Source organism: Negativicoccus succinicivorans (genome assembly GCF_018373335.1).
GTDB classification, from domain to species: domain Bacteria; phylum Bacillota; class Negativicutes; order Veillonellales; family Negativicoccaceae; genus Negativicoccus; species Negativicoccus succinicivorans_A.
This window is the reverse complement of the sequence record NZ_JAHAHH010000022.1, coordinates 1-15,712: the sequence shown is the minus strand read 5'-3', so window position 1 is coordinate 15,712 and position 15,712 is coordinate 1. Positions and strand designations below refer to the sequence as shown.

The following is a 15,712-nucleotide window of genomic DNA, read 5'->3' as shown; positions in this document are numbered from 1 at the left end:
GTTGGAAACGCGTACGCCGAGGCTGTTCAGTTCGTTCGCGAATTCGTCAGCCAAACGGTTCAATTGCGCCTGTTGTTCCGCGTTCAACTGATCCTGTTTCACCATCGCGCGAGCGACCATCTGCGCCATTTCATAACGGGTCATGTTCTGCTGACCTTTGAATGTTCCATCCGGATATCCTTCAACAACGCCTTCCGCGGCGAGTTGAGATACTGCCTGGTAAGCCCAGTCGTTCGGAGTTACATCCGAGAACGGATTCGGTGCTGCGAATGCTGTCGTTGCGCCGAGGACGCAAGTCGCTGCCAATACTGTTGCCAATTTTTTATTCATCATAATTGACACTCTCCTTTGAGTTCAAAATTTCGACAGAAAGTTTTCAGAGTGTCGCGGTGCGAGTGACCTGGTTTCCTCTACCCTCGACTCTGCCAGCAGCGTCTGTCGTCTCGCTTACTGTGTTTACATCGTACCATTTGGAAAACGCGAAATCAAGCGGTTTACAAGGGTTTTTAGCCATTTTGAAAACTTTTAATTTTATTCTAGTACCAATGTCAATTTCTATTTTTGCGCTCATTTTTTAATATTTAGCCCGATCCGCCGCGCGGCGGAAAGAAAAAACCTCTCGTCTCGTGACAAGATGAGAGGCTAAATTAAAATGCGTTTTAGTTTTCTTCATTGGCGGCGAGATAGGCTTTCATCAGCCAAAGGCTGTCGATCGGTCGCACGATACGCGCGTCAACGTACGCCATTTTAGGCGTCAACAGCGTGTGCGCCTGATAATTTCCCGCCGGCGTAATGCCGACGACCAACGCGCCGTAAGCGATGTCGTCATCACGGAAACGATACAAGGGAAGGATGACGCTCATCGTGTTTTTGCCGGGATAATAGACGGGAATGGCGATAGCGGGGTTTTGATCCACGCGGTCGCGCGCGACTTTCACATGCTCTTCCAAGCGGTCGAGCAGGCGATTTTGCCATTCTTCATGCTCGGCTACCAATGTGCCGAGTTTATAGTTTTGCTGCGCAACACCTTCGCGGTCGCCCTGCTCTTGCAAGCGACGACGTTGCACGAGGATATTTTTCAACGGCGATTTGGTATCGCGGTCGCTTTCGTCAATCAAGGTTTCTTCGGGCAAACGTCCCGCGTTGGCGATCACGATATGCTGGAAGTCGACATCCAGCTCCGTATCGCGGCCGATCTGCTGCAAGCGCGGGTCGAGCGCGTAGTCCGCTTTCTCCGGAAATTCGACGAATTTTTCGCTGAGAATTTTGCCGTCGCCCGTGCCGCGAATGCAGAACGCGCGATAGACCCATTCCTGACGGTAACCGGATTCACGCGCGAATAAGGCGTAAATCTCGTTATCCCGATTGTCGACGAGGCCGGTGTTGAAAGCGGCGTAGCGGTTATCCAGGGAGTAGACGATTTTGTTCTCGGTCTGCAGACGGTAAAACGTATAGTTTATATAGCTCGCCAAGCTGGCATTGTGAGTGTCGTTCGAAAAATACCATGGCTCGCTCTTCATCATCTTATATAAGTCGTTATAAAACTCAATTTCCGCGCCGAGCCAGGCGAATTGCCGCAACGCGACGTTCGGGCCGACCTCTTCACTGCCGGGCGCGCCGCCCGCGATTTCCGGCGGCAACGCGTCGACGATGCGATGCGCCGTTTTCACCGAATTGTTTTTCGCTATTTTCTTCGCCGCTCCGTTGCTTTCCGTCGCTTGTGCGGCGTTATTTTGCTTGGCCGACGATTTCGATGAGCGCTTGACTTCCTCCGGTTTGTTCGACGGCACTTGAATGACCCGTTGCGTCGTGGGCGTCAATGTTTTGGCGAGTTTGCCGTTTTTCGCGCGTGCGGGTTTACGCCGTTCCTTTTTACCATCGCCTGTCGCCGCCGCTTCCGTTTCATTGACTTCGCTTAAATACCAAATCCACTGCGGATTTTTCTCGCGGTAGGAGTCGGCGTTGGGAATGTAACGAACCGCGACCGCCTTGCCGGTGACGCTGGGGCGATTCAGCAGGTACGCGACTTCCTCATCCTTCCGTTCAGTGAGAGTGCCGTTTTCGCGAGCGCTGAGGTAACTTTCTTCGAGTAAATTATAATAGTCTATTCTTTCGTTACCGTAGAGCTTGCGCAAACGATTCCAACTGGTGGAGGGAATGCAGGCTTTGTTTTTAATTCCTGCCACAGGACACCTCCTTATCTGTGTATACCCGTTTATTATAGCATACGGGCCGCGTTTTTCACTACGCATGCGATATCGCGCGACCATCGCCGAAAAATAATGACGCGACAAAAAAGAGCGTCGATCGACGCTCTTTTTATGCCAAGACCATGCTGTCACTGAACGACGCCGCGGTTTCTTCAAATTGTTCCAACACGTCGGTGACGGTAAGTCGCGCTTTCTCCTCGCCTTGTACGTCCCAAATAATGCGTCCCTGATGCATCATGATCAGACGATTGCCCAAGCGCAAGGCGTCGCGCATATTGTGGGTGATCATCAACGTGGTGAGTTGATGCTCGCGCACGATACGATCGGTGAGCGCCAATACTTTCGCCGCCGTTTTCGGATCCAACGCGGCGGTCGGTTCATCCAAAAGCAAGAGTTTCGGTCGTTGCAAGGTCGCCATCAATAAGGTAATAGCCTGGCGTTGTCCGCCCGATAAAAGTTCCATGCGCGTGAACAGACGATCTTCCAAGCCTAAGCCCAGCGTCGCCAAAAGTTCGCGATAATGCTCCCGCTTGTCGTTGCTGAACGCCCAACGCAGAGAGAGCGGCAAACCTCGTTTCGCCGCGAGTATTAAATTTTCTTCCACCATCATGCCGCCCGCCGTGCCTTGCAGCGGGTCTTGAAACACGCGACCGATGTAACGCGCGCGACGATGTTCCGAACAAGCGGTCACATCGCGACCGTCAATGATGATTTGTCCGTCATCGACGGGAAACACGCCGGCGATCGCGTTCAAAAGGGTGGATTTGCCCGCGCCGTTGCCGCCAATCATCGTGCAGAAGTCGCCGGGTTGTAAATGCAAATCGCAGCCGTCTAACGCGACTTTCGCATTGACCGAGCCGGGGAAAAATGTTTTTTTGAGGTTCGTCACATGAAGCATCAGGCACCTCGCTTCCCGGCCGACCATTGTTTTTGCACCAACGGCAAGGCCAAGGCCAACGCCACCAAAACAGCGGTAAACAGTTTCAAATCGTTCGGCGGCATGCCCATGTACAAGACAACCGCGATCACGATGCGATACATAATCGAACCCAAAACAACAGAGCAAAGACTGTTTTTAAAACTGGACCGGCCAAAGAGCACTTCACCGATAATGACGGCCGCCAGACCGATCACGATCGTACCGATGCCCATGCCGACGTCGGCGAACCCCTGACTCTGCGCGACGAAAGCGCCGCAGAGCGCGACCAACGCGTTGCTCAACAACATGCCCAACACGATCATGCCGTCCGTATTGACGCCGAGCGCGCGAATCATGCGCGGATTATTGCCCGTCGCGCGAATCGCCGTGCCGAGTTCGGTGCCGAAAAACCAGTACAGCAGCAAACCGAAACCGCCCGCCAACGCGAGTCCGGTCAGAAAGGGCGTCCACATTGGCGGCACGAAGCCGCCGGCCAAGTCAGTAAAAACAGTACGCGCGCGCAATAAAGAAATATTCGCTTTCCCCATAACATGCAAATTCACGGAGTAAAGCGCGATCATCGTTAAAATACCGGCCAAGAGCGCGGGGATTTTCAGTTTCGTATGCAAGAGCGCGGTGACCGTACCGGCCGCCGCTCCCGCCGCGAGTGATAAGAGCAGCGCCGTCCAGGGAGAGCCGCCGCCCGCGATCCACATCGCCGCGACCGCCGCGCCGAGAGGAAAGGTTCCCTCCACGGAAAGATCGGCGATGTCCAATACTCGAAATGTCAAAAATACGCCGAGCGCCAGGAGCGACCAAATCAATCCCTGCGCTAAAGTGGCTATGAGTAAACTCAAATTCGTTCTCCTTTTCGCGTTCCTATACTTCCGTAAAACCGATATCCGACGGCACGGTAATGCCCAACAATTCCGCCTGCGCGCGGTTCAGCACGGGAACGAGTTCCGTTTGCGTTTCAATCGGCATGGTTTCCGGTTTCGCTTCGCCCTTGAGAATTTGCGCGCCCATCATGCCCGCCCGCAAACCGAGCTTGTAGTAATCTACGGAAACCGACGCCAACGCGCCGTTTTTCACGTGCGCGATCTCGGCGCCGTAGACGGGTATGTTCTTTTCGTTCGTCACCGCGATCAACGCCGGTAACGCAGACGCCACCACATTATCCGTCGGCACGTATACCGCGTCGACTTCACCCGTCATCTGCTGCGCGGTTTGCGGGATGTCGTTCACCGACGCCACCGTAAATTTTTTCACGGTCATGCCCAGTGCTTGCGCCGCCGGCTCCAATGCCTGCACTTGCAGTTCGGAGTTGACCTCGCCCGCATTATAGATGACGCCCAATGTTTTGACCTGCGGCGTCAATTTCCGCATCAAATCCAATTGCGCCTTCAAGTCGGTGCGGTCGCCGGTGCCGGTCACATTCGTTTGCGGTCGCGACTCGTCTTTGACAAGTCCCGCCGCCGCGAAATCCGTCACCGCCGTCGCTACCACCGGTATTTCATGCGTGGCGTTCGCTACCGCTTGCGCCGCCGGCGTGGCCACCGCGTAAATTAATTGTTTTTTGCTAAATAAAAAATGCCGCACAATCGTATCCAAGTTAGACTGATCGCCTTGAGCGTTTTGGCTCTCCAGCGTATAATCAGTGCCCATTTTCAGCCCTGCCTGCGTCATGCCGTCAGCAATGCCGCGAGCCGCTTCATCGAGCGCCGGATGCTGCACAATCTGCACCAATCCGACCGAATACGGTGTACCGCTTTGTTTATGTTCGGCAGTGGCTCCACATCCTGCGAGCACGCCGCACAATAGTATTCCTGCCAATCCTACCCATGCTGCTTTTTTGAGACGGTTTTTTTCCATCATTCTCATCCTTCCCTGCTACTCTGCTACGAATACTGCCATCTTACCCATGCTGCCATCTTGCCTATGCTACAATGCGCTATCTGTCAAAAGATAGTTGAACAGTATTTTACAAGAAATAATGAAAAAAGTCCAGCATTTAATCGCGTGTTTTCCGCAAAAATTCATTCACGACAGTTTCAGCAAATAAAAAAGAACCCGCGAACGGGTTCTTTAATCGTTGATGCGGTAAATCGTTTTCGCGTTGCGAGAAGTAGTTTCGATCATTTCTTCGACCGGCATATCATGCAAACGGGCGAGTTCTTCCGCGACGTAGTACACGCGCGTCGGATCGTTGCGCCGACCGCGGAAGGGCGGCGGCGTGAGATAGGGACTGTCCGTTTCGATCAACAGACGATCAAGCGGCAGACGCCGCGCCACATCTTTTAATTTCGTGCTTTTCGGGAACACTACGGTACCGGAAAAGGAAATGTAAAAGCCCAATTTCAATAATTCGGCGGCCATTTCATAACTGCCGCTGTAGCAGTGCAAAATACCGCGCAGACGAGGATGCGCCTCTTCCTGTAAAATCCGCAGGGTGTCGCCGTGCGCGTCGCGATCGTGAATGATGATCGGCAAGTCCAGCTCGATCCCCAATTTCACAAAGCGGCGAAAAACCTCCTGCTGAATGTCCCGCGGACTGTTGTCGTAGTAGTAATCGAGTCCGATCTCACCGATGGCGACTACTTTTTTCTCCGTTTGCGCCCATGTTTTGATTTGCGCGAAATCTTCTTCCGTCATCGCCGCGGCCAAGTGCGGATGCACGCCCACCGCGCAATAAAACGCGGGGTATTGTTCCGCCAGCGCCAACGCTTGCGCGCCGGTTTTCCTGTCTTCGGCGGGAATGACCACATGCTCGACCGTTTTCAATACGTCGGCGATCATTTCCTCGCGATCGTACTGAAATTTTTCATCGTAAAGATGGGCATGCGTATCGAACAGCATTTTATTTCACCCGACTCCCGGCCGGCAGATCCGGCAGGAACGGAACATGCAACGCGCCGTCTTGCGAACCGGCCAAAATCATGCCCTGCGACAATACGCCGCGCAATTTGACCGGTTTCAGATTGGTCACCACAATCACATGTTTACCGACCAGTTCTTCCGGTTGATAATGCTGCGCGATACCGCTCACGATGCTGCGTTCTTCATCGCCCAAGGTCACCGTCAAATGCAATAATTTATCCGCTTTTTCTACCTTTTCACAAGCGAGCACTTCCGCGACGCGCAAATCCAATTTCGCGAAATCGTCAATCGTAATCTGCGGTTTTTCGTCCGCGGCCGTTTGCTTGTCGTCTTTGGCGACGGTTGCTTGCTGCGCTTTCGCCGCAGCCGCTTGCGTCGGTTTCGTCGGTTTCGTTTCTTCCGTCAATTTTTTCTCCTCCGTAACAGTGTCCAATTCATGGCGCGGGAATAAGGGTTGCGTTTTATGCACGGTCGTGCCGCTCGGATACGTTTCCGGCGCCGCTCCGTCAAGACGCGCGGCGGCGAAATCCGTCAAACCCAGTTGCGCCCACATGTTTTCCGCCGCCTGCGGAATCAGCGGCGCTACCAAAATGGCGACCGTGCGCAGACCGTCGACAAGGTGGTAAAGAACGCTGTCCAAGTCAGCCGGCGCCGTTCCTTTGCTTAATTTCCACGGTTCTGTCGTGTCGATATATTTATTCAACGCGCGGACATATACCCAAACCGCCTTGAAGGCGTCATTCATCGCGAGCTTATCCATGTCCCGCGTATAGCTTGCGACCGTTTCTTGCGCCAGCTTCGTCAACGCCGCGTTGGCGTCCGCGACTACGGCGCCGAGTGGCGCGTCCGTCGCCGTGACGACGCCGTCACGATATTTTTCGACCATCGTCAGCGTACGATGCAAGAGATTACCGAGGTCATTCGCCAAATCCGAATTCGTTTTTTTGATCAAACGTTCGCGACTGAAATTACCGTCCTGACCGAGCGAAATATCGGTGGTGAGGAAGTAGCGAATCGCGTCCGCTCCGAATTCGTCCAACAGCGGCATCGGATCGACAACGTTGCCGATGCTTTTGCTCATCTTCACGCCGTCGACGATCAGCCAGCCGTGGCCGTACACTTTTTTCGGCAAGGGCAGGCCGAGGCTCATCAGCATGATCGGCCAGATAATGGCGTGGAAACGCACGATTTCTTTGCCGACCAGGTGCAGATCCGCCGGCCAATAATGCTCGAATTTTTCCGGCGCGTCAAGGTAGCCGATGCCCGTCAAATAGTTGGCGAGCGCGTCAAACCATACGTAAACGACATGTTTATCATCAAAGGGTACGGGAATGCCCCAATCGAAACTCGAACGCGACACGCTCAAATCTTCCAGACCACTTTTCACGAATTCAATCATTTCATGGCGGCGTGACGCCGGCTGAATGAAATCCGGATTTTCTTCGATGAATTGCAACCAGCGATCCGCGTAATTACTCATCCGGAAGAAATAGCTTTCCTCCTTGACGAGTTCGACAGGACGGCCGCAATCGGGACAGGTATGATCCGGACCTAATTTATTTTCCGGCCAAAACGTTTCGTCGGGCGTGCAATACCAGCCTTCGTACTGCGATTTATAAATATCGCCTTTGTCGTAGGCTTTTTGGAACAGCGCCTGCACCACTTCCGCATGGCGTTTTTCCGTCGTGCGGACAAAATCATCATTGGTAATATTCAATTTTTTCCACAGCTTCTGGAAACCGGCCACGATATGATCGACGTAGGCTTGCGGCGTGACGCCCGCTTCTTCGGCTTTGCGTTGAATTTTTTGACCGTGTTCATCCGAACCCGTCAGGAAAAACACGTCTTCGCCTTTCAAGCGGTGGTACCGCGCCAAGACATCGGCGAGCGTCGTGCAGTAGGTGTGGCCGATATGCAATTGCGCGCTCGGATAGTAAATCGGCGTCGTGATATAAAAAGTCGGTTTCTTATGGGCTTGTTCCATTAATGAGCCTCTTTCTGTAAAGATAAACAATGGGAATAAACTTCACGGCGGGAAACGCCCGCCTGCTCCGCGACGGCTTTACACGCCGCACTGTATTTTATACCTTGCGCCACCAATTCGGCAACGGCTCGGGGCCATGATTCTTTCGCCAGCGTTTCTTTTTCCGCAGGCTCCGCGCCGGCGATCATGATGACGAATTCGCCGCGCGGTGCTTTCATATCCGCGTGCTCTCTGAGTTGCGCCAGCGACCCGCGATAAAAGGTTTCAAATTTTTTCGTAAGTTCGCGCGCGATGACCGCCGAACGATCGCCCAGCGTCGCTTGCAAAACGGCGAGCGTTTCTCCCAACCGATGCGGCGCTTCATAAAAGAGCAAGGTGGCGGGTTCGTCCGTAAGCGTCGCCAACAACGCCTCGCGCTTCGCTTTCGTGCGCGGCAAAAAACCGATGAAGCGAAATGTTTTCGTATCTAAGCCGGAGGCGATCAAGGCCGTCAACGCGGCATTCGCGCCGGGCAACGGCACGATCGTAATACCCGCCGCCACCGCCCGCTCCACCAAATCGCTACCCGGATCGGCGATCGCCGGCATGCCGGCGTCACTCACCTGCGCGATATCCTCGCCCGCCAACAGGCGCTCGATCAGTTTCGGACCGGCGGCATCTTTATTGTGCTCATGGTAGGAAAAAAGCGGTGTCGTAATTTCATAATGACGACATAAAAGCCGAGTATGACGGGTGTCTTCGCACGCGATCAGCGCCACGTCCCGCAAGATCGCGACGGCGCGATACGTCATATCCTGCAAGTTGCCGATCGGTGTCGGCACTAAATATAATGTACCTTTCAATCGGCAACTTCCTTTCCGTATAAGCGTAAAATATCCGACGTATAATCGCCGTGATCATCATGCACAAAAAGCGGCGGCAAAACGGTACAGTCGGCGCGGCCGTTCATGCGCGCCTCCAGCAGCACCAACTTCGCCGGCGATCCCTGCCGACTATGCACAAATTGCAAGCGCTTGACGGCAAGTTTCGCCGCTTCCAAGGCCGCGCACCATTCCGCCGTGCGATCGGCGCGCTGCACGAGCGCGAACCGTCCGCCGTAACGCAGTAAGTACGCGGCGGCCGCGATGACATCCTGTTTCGTAGCCGTCGTTTCATGTCGCGCCGCGGCCACGCCCGTCAACTGCGAGCGATCGCCGCCACCGAGCGCGCGATACGGCGGATTGCAAATGACGAGATCGGCGCTGTTGGCGGGAAATAATTCCCGATGACGGCGATAATCCGCTTCGCGCACTTTGATTTGCGCATCGCGGCCGTTCCCCGCGACATTGCGGCGAGCGATATCCACCAGCACCGGATTTAACTCCACCGCGATAATATCCCGCGCGCCGCGGCTCGTAAGCAAGAGCGCGAGCACGCCCGTGCCCGTGCCCAGATCCCAAACGCGATCCGCCTTTTTGAGGCTCGCGAATTGCGCCAAAAGAACCGAGTCCAGCGAAAAACAAAATTCATCCGGACGTTGAATAATCTTCATGCCGTCACGAATTAAATCGTCCAGCCGTTCGCCCGAACGCAGTATGAAGTCGGTACTAGCCACGAACCTCTCGCACCTCGTCCCAACTCCACTCGGTCCGACGCTGATTCTCCATCTGCACGCTGACCGTGCGTTTGTTCGCGTTGACACGCTGCACCTTTCCGCGGCCTTCCGGCGTGTCGACATTCTTACCGACGCGCGGCGCCGCCGACTGTTTTTGTTTCTTATGCGGGCAACTGCAGGTCTTGCACAGTTCGCCGCCTTTTTTATACATGTCGTTTTCGTACCGCAAACAGCACATCAGGCGGCCGCACGCGCCGGACACTTTCGTCGGATTGAGCGAGAGCCCTTGGTTTTTCGCCATGCGAATGGACACCGAAGAAAATTCGCCGAGCCATGCCGCGCAACAATACTCCCGACCGCAAGGCCCGATGCCGTTCAACTCTTTCGCCTCATCGCGCACGCCGACTTGCCGCAGCTCGATGCGCGTATGGAAAACGGACGCCAAGTCGCGTACCAATTCACGGAAATCGACGCGGCCGTCAGCGGTAAAGAAGAAAACGATTTTATTCATATCGAACGCGTATTCGACATTGATCAGCTTCATCGGCAAGCCGTGACGTTTAATTTTTTCTTTGCAGATGACAAACGCCCGCGCCTGCCGTTCTTTATTTTGTTGTACCTGTTTCAAATCCTGCGGGGTCGCTAAACGCAGTACCGGTTTCAACGGCGCGGCGATCTCGTCCTCCCGCACGTCGCGCGGACCGATGACAATGCGTCCGTATTCTTTTCCCCAGGCCGTTTCGACAATAATTTCGTCATCGGGAACAACGGTCAGTTTCCGCGGATCAAAATAATAAATCTTGCCGGCCTGCTTAAAGCGTACTCCTACTACGGTTGGCATGGCGGCTCCTTTCTGTCAATGCATTCAGTTCCAAGATCACCATATCGCCGATCAACTTGGTCGCCATATATAATTCGTTGGCGCGCAGCGCCTCGCGCAAGATCGGCGTGACCTCTAAAATCGTTGTCGCATCCCAATCGGCGGCTATTTTTCGCAACCGATTTTCGGCGAATGGTAAACGTAAAAGCGTTGCATCATTCGTTGTAATGAGGATCGCCAAATCATGCGCGACCCATTCCAACCAATGAATGTATAGGTTCAATTCCGCGCGCTCGTGCGCTTGCCATAACGCGCTCAAATCGAGGTACGGCGTAGCGCTTGCGCCGAGTGTTTCAAAAAACGTGAGCGCCGCATCGGCGCTTGCTTTCAAATCGCCCTGCAACAGCGCTAGAGCCAGCCCCGGATTCCCTTCCGAGACGGCGAAAAGCATTTGCGCCTCTTCTGCGGAATGCTGCTTCGTCGCGAGCCACGCCGCGAATGTTTTCTCATCGTACGCGGTAAAAGCGTAGCGAACAACGCGCGAACGAATGGTCGGTAAAAGTCCGGCATCACTTTGGGCAAGCAAAATAAAATACGTGTTTTCCGGCGGCTCTTCTAAAGTTTTCAAAAGCGCATTCGCCGCTGTGACGTTCAAACGGTCCACGGCTTGTAAAATCACTACGCGCGCGCCCGTATGAGTGCGGCTGAGCGCTTTTTCCACCGCGCGAATCTGGCTGATTTTAATTTCGCTTCCCTGCGGGGAAACGCGAAAGAAATCGGCTTCATCCGCGAGATAAAAAGTGTCTTTCGGTAATTCATCCGCCGGCGTCACGCGCAGTTCGCGTCCCAATATCCGCGTCGCCAATTGCCACGCGGTCGCCGCTTTGCCCAGTCCCGCCGCGCCGACAAACAGCAACGCGTGCGGCAGTCGGCCCGTTTGCCGCTCCGTTTGCAACCGGGACCAAATCGCAGGATGCGCCGGTATTTCAGTGCTCATAATCTCTCCCCGCGACACGCTTACGCATCAATCATAATTAATAAATTATATTATAACATATATTTTTTGACTTCTTCAGCGGGCCGCGCGTGACGGCAAGCGAATAACAGTCACCGTTGTAGCTCTATGTTTTTCATGACAAACGAGCTATCACTCATCATAAAAGAGAGAAGACGTTTCGATCTTCCCTCTTTTGCGTATCCCCTTGCGTTTTCTCTCGGCCTGATCATTTGCGCGCCCGTCATGCCCGCTTTCGCGAACGCTTTGAATAAAAGCCGCCAATGCCGCGCCGCATAAAGCCTTTAGTTTTGTAGCAGAAAATCGCTCTCGCCGGGTATTTGCTCTTTGCCGACAAGATAATCCGCCAATTTGGCGAAGATGGTGTATCCGCCCGAACGAAACGCCGCGCTTTCCCACGTGAGCAGTTCTTCTTTATCGACGTCCCACCACTGCTCGGTGAGCGCCATGCCGTAGTTGCGATTGGTGCTTTCCCGCTCGGGATAGATGGAAATCGGTAACCACAGTAAATATTTAGCGCCCCGCGCGCGGGCCGTCGCCAATGCGTCGGACAGTTCCATTTCGCGATAATCGCGCGCGATGCGCTGCGTTTCCGGTAAGACCGCCGCATAAATGGCGGTGTTGCGATACGCTTGGATGAGGCGCGGTGAAAGTCCCATGTCCGTTGTCAACGCGGGCGCGGCTACATAGATATCGACCGGCCCCGATGTTGGCAGGTTCGCGGAAAAGGTCCACGCCGCCTGGTAAAAAGCCTCGTCCAAAAATCCGACCATGGCGTGCTGTATGCCTTGCGACGGCGTATGTAAACTCCAAGTGATCGAATTGGGGTTGCTGCGATAGCGATAATTCACCAAACGAAACAGGCGCGGAATTAAATCCGCTTCCATGCGAAAATTGACCGCGGAATATTTACCGATCGAGCGGCTGCCGAAAGAATTGACAAAATCCGGCGCGGCAAACGTAATAACCCGCATTTGCGCGAGATCTCCCGCGGCCTCGCTTACTTCCTGCAAACCGATCAAAGTGGCCACTCCGCCGCCGAGACTGTGCCCGGTAAAAATAACGCGGCCGCCGTAGTTCGTACTCGCCACGGCTTCTCTGATTTGCGGCAACTCCGACAAACGTTGCGCGGCTTCCCAATATCCCTGATGCACGGAAATTTCAGGATATTGCGGAATCGTAACCATGTCATTGCGCAGATTGGCCTTGAGATCGATTTTTCGCTCCGTTCCGGAAATGGCCACGATGTAGTAAGGATGACCTTCCATTTCCTGCGATGCGATAATGAAACGTTCATGACCGGTGTCGCCGGGGGTGACTTGCCAACCGGTCTTTTGCAATGTGGAGACGGGCAAACCGCTCCACTCCGATTGGTACGCCGCCAATGACGCGTAGGCCGCCAGCAACACCTCATTGCTGTTGACCCCCGCCTTGCTCATCATTTCCGCGCTACTCGAATTCGGCGCCACGATGGAAACTTCATCCGCGGGAAAAGGCGAAAGCATCACCGCGTCATGGGCCCATGCCTGCGGTCCGATCCCGAGTAATAAAATAACTGCTAAAACGTATGCATGCATTCTTCCCATCGCGTCTGCACCTCTTCCCATTCATTTTGCCGCGCCAACCATGCTTGCGCCGTATGAATCGCGTCCGCGGTCGCGTTCCCCAACGGCAGTTGTCCCAAGAGCGCCGGCGTTAAATAGCGGAAATCTCCGGCCAAAAGGGACGTGAGTTGTTCCCTTACCCGATCGGTTTGAAGCGTCATCCACAACCACGCGGCGTGTTCCATGCGACGCGGGCGCATGACAAAAGCGCGGCCCGTCAAATATTTGCCGGCGTTTTTCTCAGTAATGATCCCGACGCGGTACCGGTCTTTCGTAACGGCGATGACAATATCCCCCGAAGCGAGCGGTCCCGCGGCTTCACCCGGCATCGATTCTTCCCGCGCCGTCAGCGGCCACGGTCCGTTGTTGAGCGCCGCCGCCAAAGCGACGCCCCCGTCAGGTATCGGTCGCGTCGGCAAAAGGTCAGCATAATCCCGCAATGCGGTTTCCTCTTGATCCGCTTGCCAGGCTCGCCACGTTTCCGGTGAACGAATTTCTTTTTCCCATTGCCCGTCACTGAAACGCGCCATGCCGTAACGTTTTTCCTGCGTAGAATCCGGATGACCGATCCAATACAGTTTTTCATCATTGGCTCCGTAAAGGTACCACGCGCCCGTCGGCAGTTGCGTTTGATCCTGCGCGCCTTCAAATAAAACCCACGCGTCGATGTGCGCTTCGGGATACGTTTGCGTCAACTGTTGCAATTCCGCCGTCGTCGCCGCAGCGGTGCCCAAAAAGATATAGTCAAAATCATCTTTCGGAAGCGTTTCGAACGTCGTCCATTCGTAGTAGGGATACAACAACTGCAATTCCTCGGCGGCTTTGTCATCGGCGGCGGTGGCGACAATTTTCGGCGCGCGCTGAAAAATCTCTTTCGCCTTCGTCGCGTCGCCGAGATACGTGTCCGCATGTACTAAAAGAACATGCGCGGCCTGATCCGCCTGCTCCCATAAGGTCGTCAACGCCGGCCCGTAACTTTTTTCCCGATAGGGACTGAAAAGCAGCGGCGGCGTCGACACCGCCGTGACATAGACTTCCGGATACCGTTCGGGATCCGCCGGATAGGGTCCGAATTTCTCGACTGTAAACGAACGCAACGCCGCGATGATCGTTTCTCCCGTCACGCCGTATTCACGATGATCGGCGCGTTGAAATAATACCTGATCAATTTCCCGCGCGCGCAATACTTCCGTATATATCTGTGATTCCGCGATACCTGACGCGCGAAATCGCTCTACCCATTCGTGTCGTTGCATAATACCCTCGCTTTCTCGGCTTCCGTTTGTGATTATCATTGTACGGAAGCGCCGGTAAGCTGTCAAAGCAAAAAAAAGGCCCGAAGGCCTTTTACGCTATGTAAATTACATAATCTGAATGCCGCGGAATTGGAATTCCGGCGACAGCATGATGACGACCGAGTTGCCGGCAAACATGTCGCCGACATCATAGTAAATCAAAATGCCTTCGTTTTTTTGCGCATACACAGCCGCGATGTTTTGGAGCTGCGGCAGCATTTGTTCTACGGTCACCGGCGCTTCGTTGACCTCCAGCCAATGCGTATTTTTAAGGCTCACGATAGCGGGAGCAATGTCATCGATATGCGAACTATTGGCTAACAGCCAATTCCAAATCTCGTCCGCGTACGCCTGCGCAGCATCCGTATCCGCTTCGGTAAACGGTTCCACTGTCAGGAGAACAGGTCGCCCCGCCAACACTTTTTCCGTGATAAAGCCCGGCTCTACATACGACCAATTCATGCATCATCCCCCCTTATCCGTTATTATACCGAATCGGCGGGTTCTTGTCGAACACCGATCGGGCAAACATGGCGCAGCGGACAACGTTCACATAACGGACGACGCGCTTTACAGACAAGCCGTCCGTGCCAAATGAGCCAATGGTGCGCTTGCGACCATTTTTCGCGAGGTATATTGCGCTCCAGTTTGCGTTCGACGGCGGTGACGTCTTTGCCCCGCCCCAATCCCAACCGATTGGCGACGCGAAAAACATGCGTGTCAACGGCAATGGCCGGCTCGTCATAGAGAACGCTCACCAGCACATTCGCCGTTTTTTGACCGACGCCCGGCAGCGTCATCAGCTCTTTTTTAGTCCGCGGAACTTCCCCGTGATACTCTTCCAACAATCGCGTGCAGGTGGCTAATAAATGTTGCGCCTTGCTGCGAAAGAGACCGCAATCGCGAATTTCTTCTTCCAGTTCGGCCTGCGTGAGTTGCCCCATCTTCGCCGGCGTGTTGAGCCGCGGAAAAATCCGCGCGGTGATTTTATTCACACGCTCGTCGGTGCACTGCGCGGATAAAACGACAGCGACCAACAGCTCAAAGGGCGAGTTGTAATGAAGCGCCGTCTTACGATCTTTATACGTCGCTTCCAAAATCGCCAACTGCTCTTCGCGAATGGCCTTGGTAACCCGCATCTTACGCCTTATGCAGCAGGTAATCGTGCGCTGCCAACGCGGCTTTCGCTCCGTCAGCGGCCGCGATCACGATTTGACGCTGCGGATAATCCGTGTTGTCGCCGGCGGCAAAAAGACCCGGTAAGTTGGTCGATGTGTCACGTCCCACTTTCACTTCGCGATTGTCGCTTAATGCCAATTCCTGCGGCACGAAGCCGGTGTTCGGTTCGCCGCCGATTTCGACAAAAACGCCGTCCAACGGCAATTCCACAACTT

16 protein-coding genes are annotated in these 15,712 nt (G+C 54.3%); all 16 read right to left on the bottom strand.

Features of this window, described 5'->3' with window-relative positions:
• Positions 1-330, bottom strand: a 330-nt coding sequence (locus tag KH813_RS02825; protein WP_303992968.1) for an S-layer homology domain-containing protein, incomplete at its 3' end; no start/stop codon positions are given.
• Positions 331-659: 329 nt separating this feature from the next.
• The gene (locus tag KH813_RS02820; RefSeq protein WP_303992965.1) at positions 660-2,186 is read right to left on the bottom strand and encodes a DUF3825 domain-containing protein; all 1,527 of its coding nucleotides are present in this window, start codon (positions 2,184-2,186) and stop codon (positions 660-662) included.
• Between the two features lie 133 nt (positions 2,187-2,319).
• Positions 2,320-3,108, bottom strand: coding sequence for an ABC transporter ATP-binding protein (locus KH813_RS02815; protein ID WP_303992963.1), 789 nt, complete (start codon positions 3,106-3,108; stop codon positions 2,320-2,322).
• A complete protein-coding gene (locus KH813_RS02810) occupies positions 3,108-3,986 on the bottom strand; it encodes an ABC transporter permease (RefSeq protein WP_303992959.1) in 879 nt (292 codons plus the stop codon). The genes KH813_RS02815 and KH813_RS02810 overlap by 1 nt, the downstream gene beginning before the upstream one ends.
• Positions 3,987-4,008: 22 nt before the next feature.
• Positions 4,009-5,004, bottom strand: coding sequence for an ABC transporter substrate-binding protein (locus KH813_RS02805; protein WP_303992956.1), 996 nt, complete (start codon positions 5,002-5,004; stop codon positions 4,009-4,011).
• 210 nt (positions 5,005-5,214) lie between these two features.
• Positions 5,215-5,985 carry a TatD family hydrolase gene (locus KH813_RS02800; RefSeq protein WP_024048085.1) on the bottom strand — a complete coding sequence of 257 codons (771 nt, stop codon included), beginning with the start codon at positions 5,983-5,985 and terminating at the stop codon, positions 5,215-5,217.
• 1 nt (position 5,986) lies between these two features.
• The gene (metG, locus tag KH813_RS02795) at positions 5,987-7,990 is read right to left on the bottom strand and encodes a methionine--tRNA ligase (protein WP_303992954.1); all 2,004 of its coding nucleotides are present in this window, start codon (positions 7,988-7,990) and stop codon (positions 5,987-5,989) included.
• Positions 7,990-8,832 (bottom strand): 16S rRNA (cytidine(1402)-2'-O)-methyltransferase, encoded by an 843-nt coding sequence (gene rsmI, locus KH813_RS02790; RefSeq protein ID WP_303992951.1) that lies wholly within the window; start codon positions 8,830-8,832, stop codon positions 7,990-7,992. The genes metG and rsmI overlap by 1 nt, the downstream gene beginning before the upstream one ends.
• Complete coding sequence (locus tag KH813_RS02785) at positions 8,829-9,584, bottom strand: tRNA1(Val) (adenine(37)-N6)-methyltransferase (RefSeq protein ID WP_303992948.1); 756 nt, start codon at positions 9,582-9,584, stop codon at positions 8,829-8,831. The genes rsmI and KH813_RS02785 overlap by 4 nt, the downstream gene beginning before the upstream one ends.
• Complete coding sequence (locus tag KH813_RS02780) at positions 9,577-10,425, bottom strand: stage 0 sporulation family protein (protein WP_303992945.1); 849 nt, start codon at positions 10,423-10,425, stop codon at positions 9,577-9,579. Before KH813_RS02780 ends, KH813_RS02785 begins: the two co-directional genes overlap by 8 nt.
• A complete protein-coding gene (locus KH813_RS02775) occupies positions 10,397-11,401 on the bottom strand; it encodes a hypothetical protein (RefSeq protein ID WP_303992942.1) in 1,005 nt (334 codons plus the stop codon). The genes KH813_RS02780 and KH813_RS02775 overlap by 29 nt, the downstream gene beginning before the upstream one ends.
• 302 nt (positions 11,402-11,703) lie before the next feature.
• The gene (locus KH813_RS02770) at positions 11,704-13,005 is read right to left on the bottom strand and encodes a lipase family protein (RefSeq protein WP_303992939.1); all 1,302 of its coding nucleotides are present in this window, start codon (positions 13,003-13,005) and stop codon (positions 11,704-11,706) included.
• Positions 12,978-14,279, bottom strand: a complete 1,302-nt coding sequence (locus tag KH813_RS02765; protein ID WP_303992936.1) for a hypothetical protein — start codon at positions 14,277-14,279, stop codon at positions 12,978-12,980. The genes KH813_RS02770 and KH813_RS02765 overlap by 28 nt, the downstream gene beginning before the upstream one ends.
• A 105-nt stretch (positions 14,280-14,384) precedes the next feature.
• Positions 14,385-14,780, bottom strand: coding sequence for a hypothetical protein (locus KH813_RS02760; RefSeq protein ID WP_303992934.1), 396 nt, complete (start codon positions 14,778-14,780; stop codon positions 14,385-14,387).
• 23 nt (positions 14,781-14,803) lie between these two features.
• Positions 14,804-15,457: an endonuclease III gene (gene nth / locus KH813_RS02755; protein ID WP_303992930.1), complete on the bottom strand. Its 654-nt coding sequence runs from the start codon at positions 15,455-15,457 to the stop codon at positions 14,804-14,806.
• A 1-nt stretch (position 15,458) separates the two neighbouring features.
• A partial coding sequence (locus KH813_RS02750; protein ID WP_303992928.1) for an FAD-dependent oxidoreductase occupies positions 15,459-15,712 on the bottom strand: 254 nt, incomplete at its 5' end.

Bases quoted from the DNA above. Each gene is read 5' to 3' on its own strand.
- KH813_RS02815 (WP_303992963.1), bottom strand. From the start codon at position 3,108: ATGCTTCATGTGACGAACCTCAAAAAAACATTTTTCCCCGGCTCGGTC.
- KH813_RS02805 (WP_303992956.1), bottom strand. From the start codon at position 5,004: ATGATGGAAAAAAACCGTCTCAAAAAAGCAGCATGGGTAGGATTGGCA.
- KH813_RS02800 (WP_024048085.1), bottom strand. From the start codon at position 5,985: ATGCTGTTCGATACGCATGCCCATCTTTACGATGAAAAATTTCAGTAC.
- metG (WP_303992954.1), bottom strand. From the start codon at position 7,990: ATGGAACAAGCCCATAAGAAACCGACTTTTTATATCACGACGCCGATT.
- KH813_RS02780 (WP_303992945.1), bottom strand. From the start codon at position 10,425: ATGCCAACCGTAGTAGGAGTACGCTTTAAGCAGGCCGGCAAGATTTAT.
- KH813_RS02775 (WP_303992942.1), bottom strand. From the start codon at position 11,401: ATGAGCACTGAAATACCGGCGCATCCTGCGATTTGGTCCCGGTTGCAA.
- KH813_RS02770 (WP_303992939.1), bottom strand. From the start codon at position 13,005: ATGGGAAGAATGCATGCATACGTTTTAGCAGTTATTTTATTACTCGGG.
- KH813_RS02765 (WP_303992936.1), bottom strand. From the start codon at position 14,279: ATGCAACGACACGAATGGGTAGAGCGATTTCGCGCGTCAGGTATCGCG.
- KH813_RS02760 (WP_303992934.1), bottom strand. From the start codon at position 14,780: ATGAATTGGTCGTATGTAGAGCCGGGCTTTATCACGGAAAAAGTGTTG.
- nth (WP_303992930.1), bottom strand. From the start codon at position 15,457: ATGCGGGTTACCAAGGCCATTCGCGAAGAGCAGTTGGCGATTTTGGAA.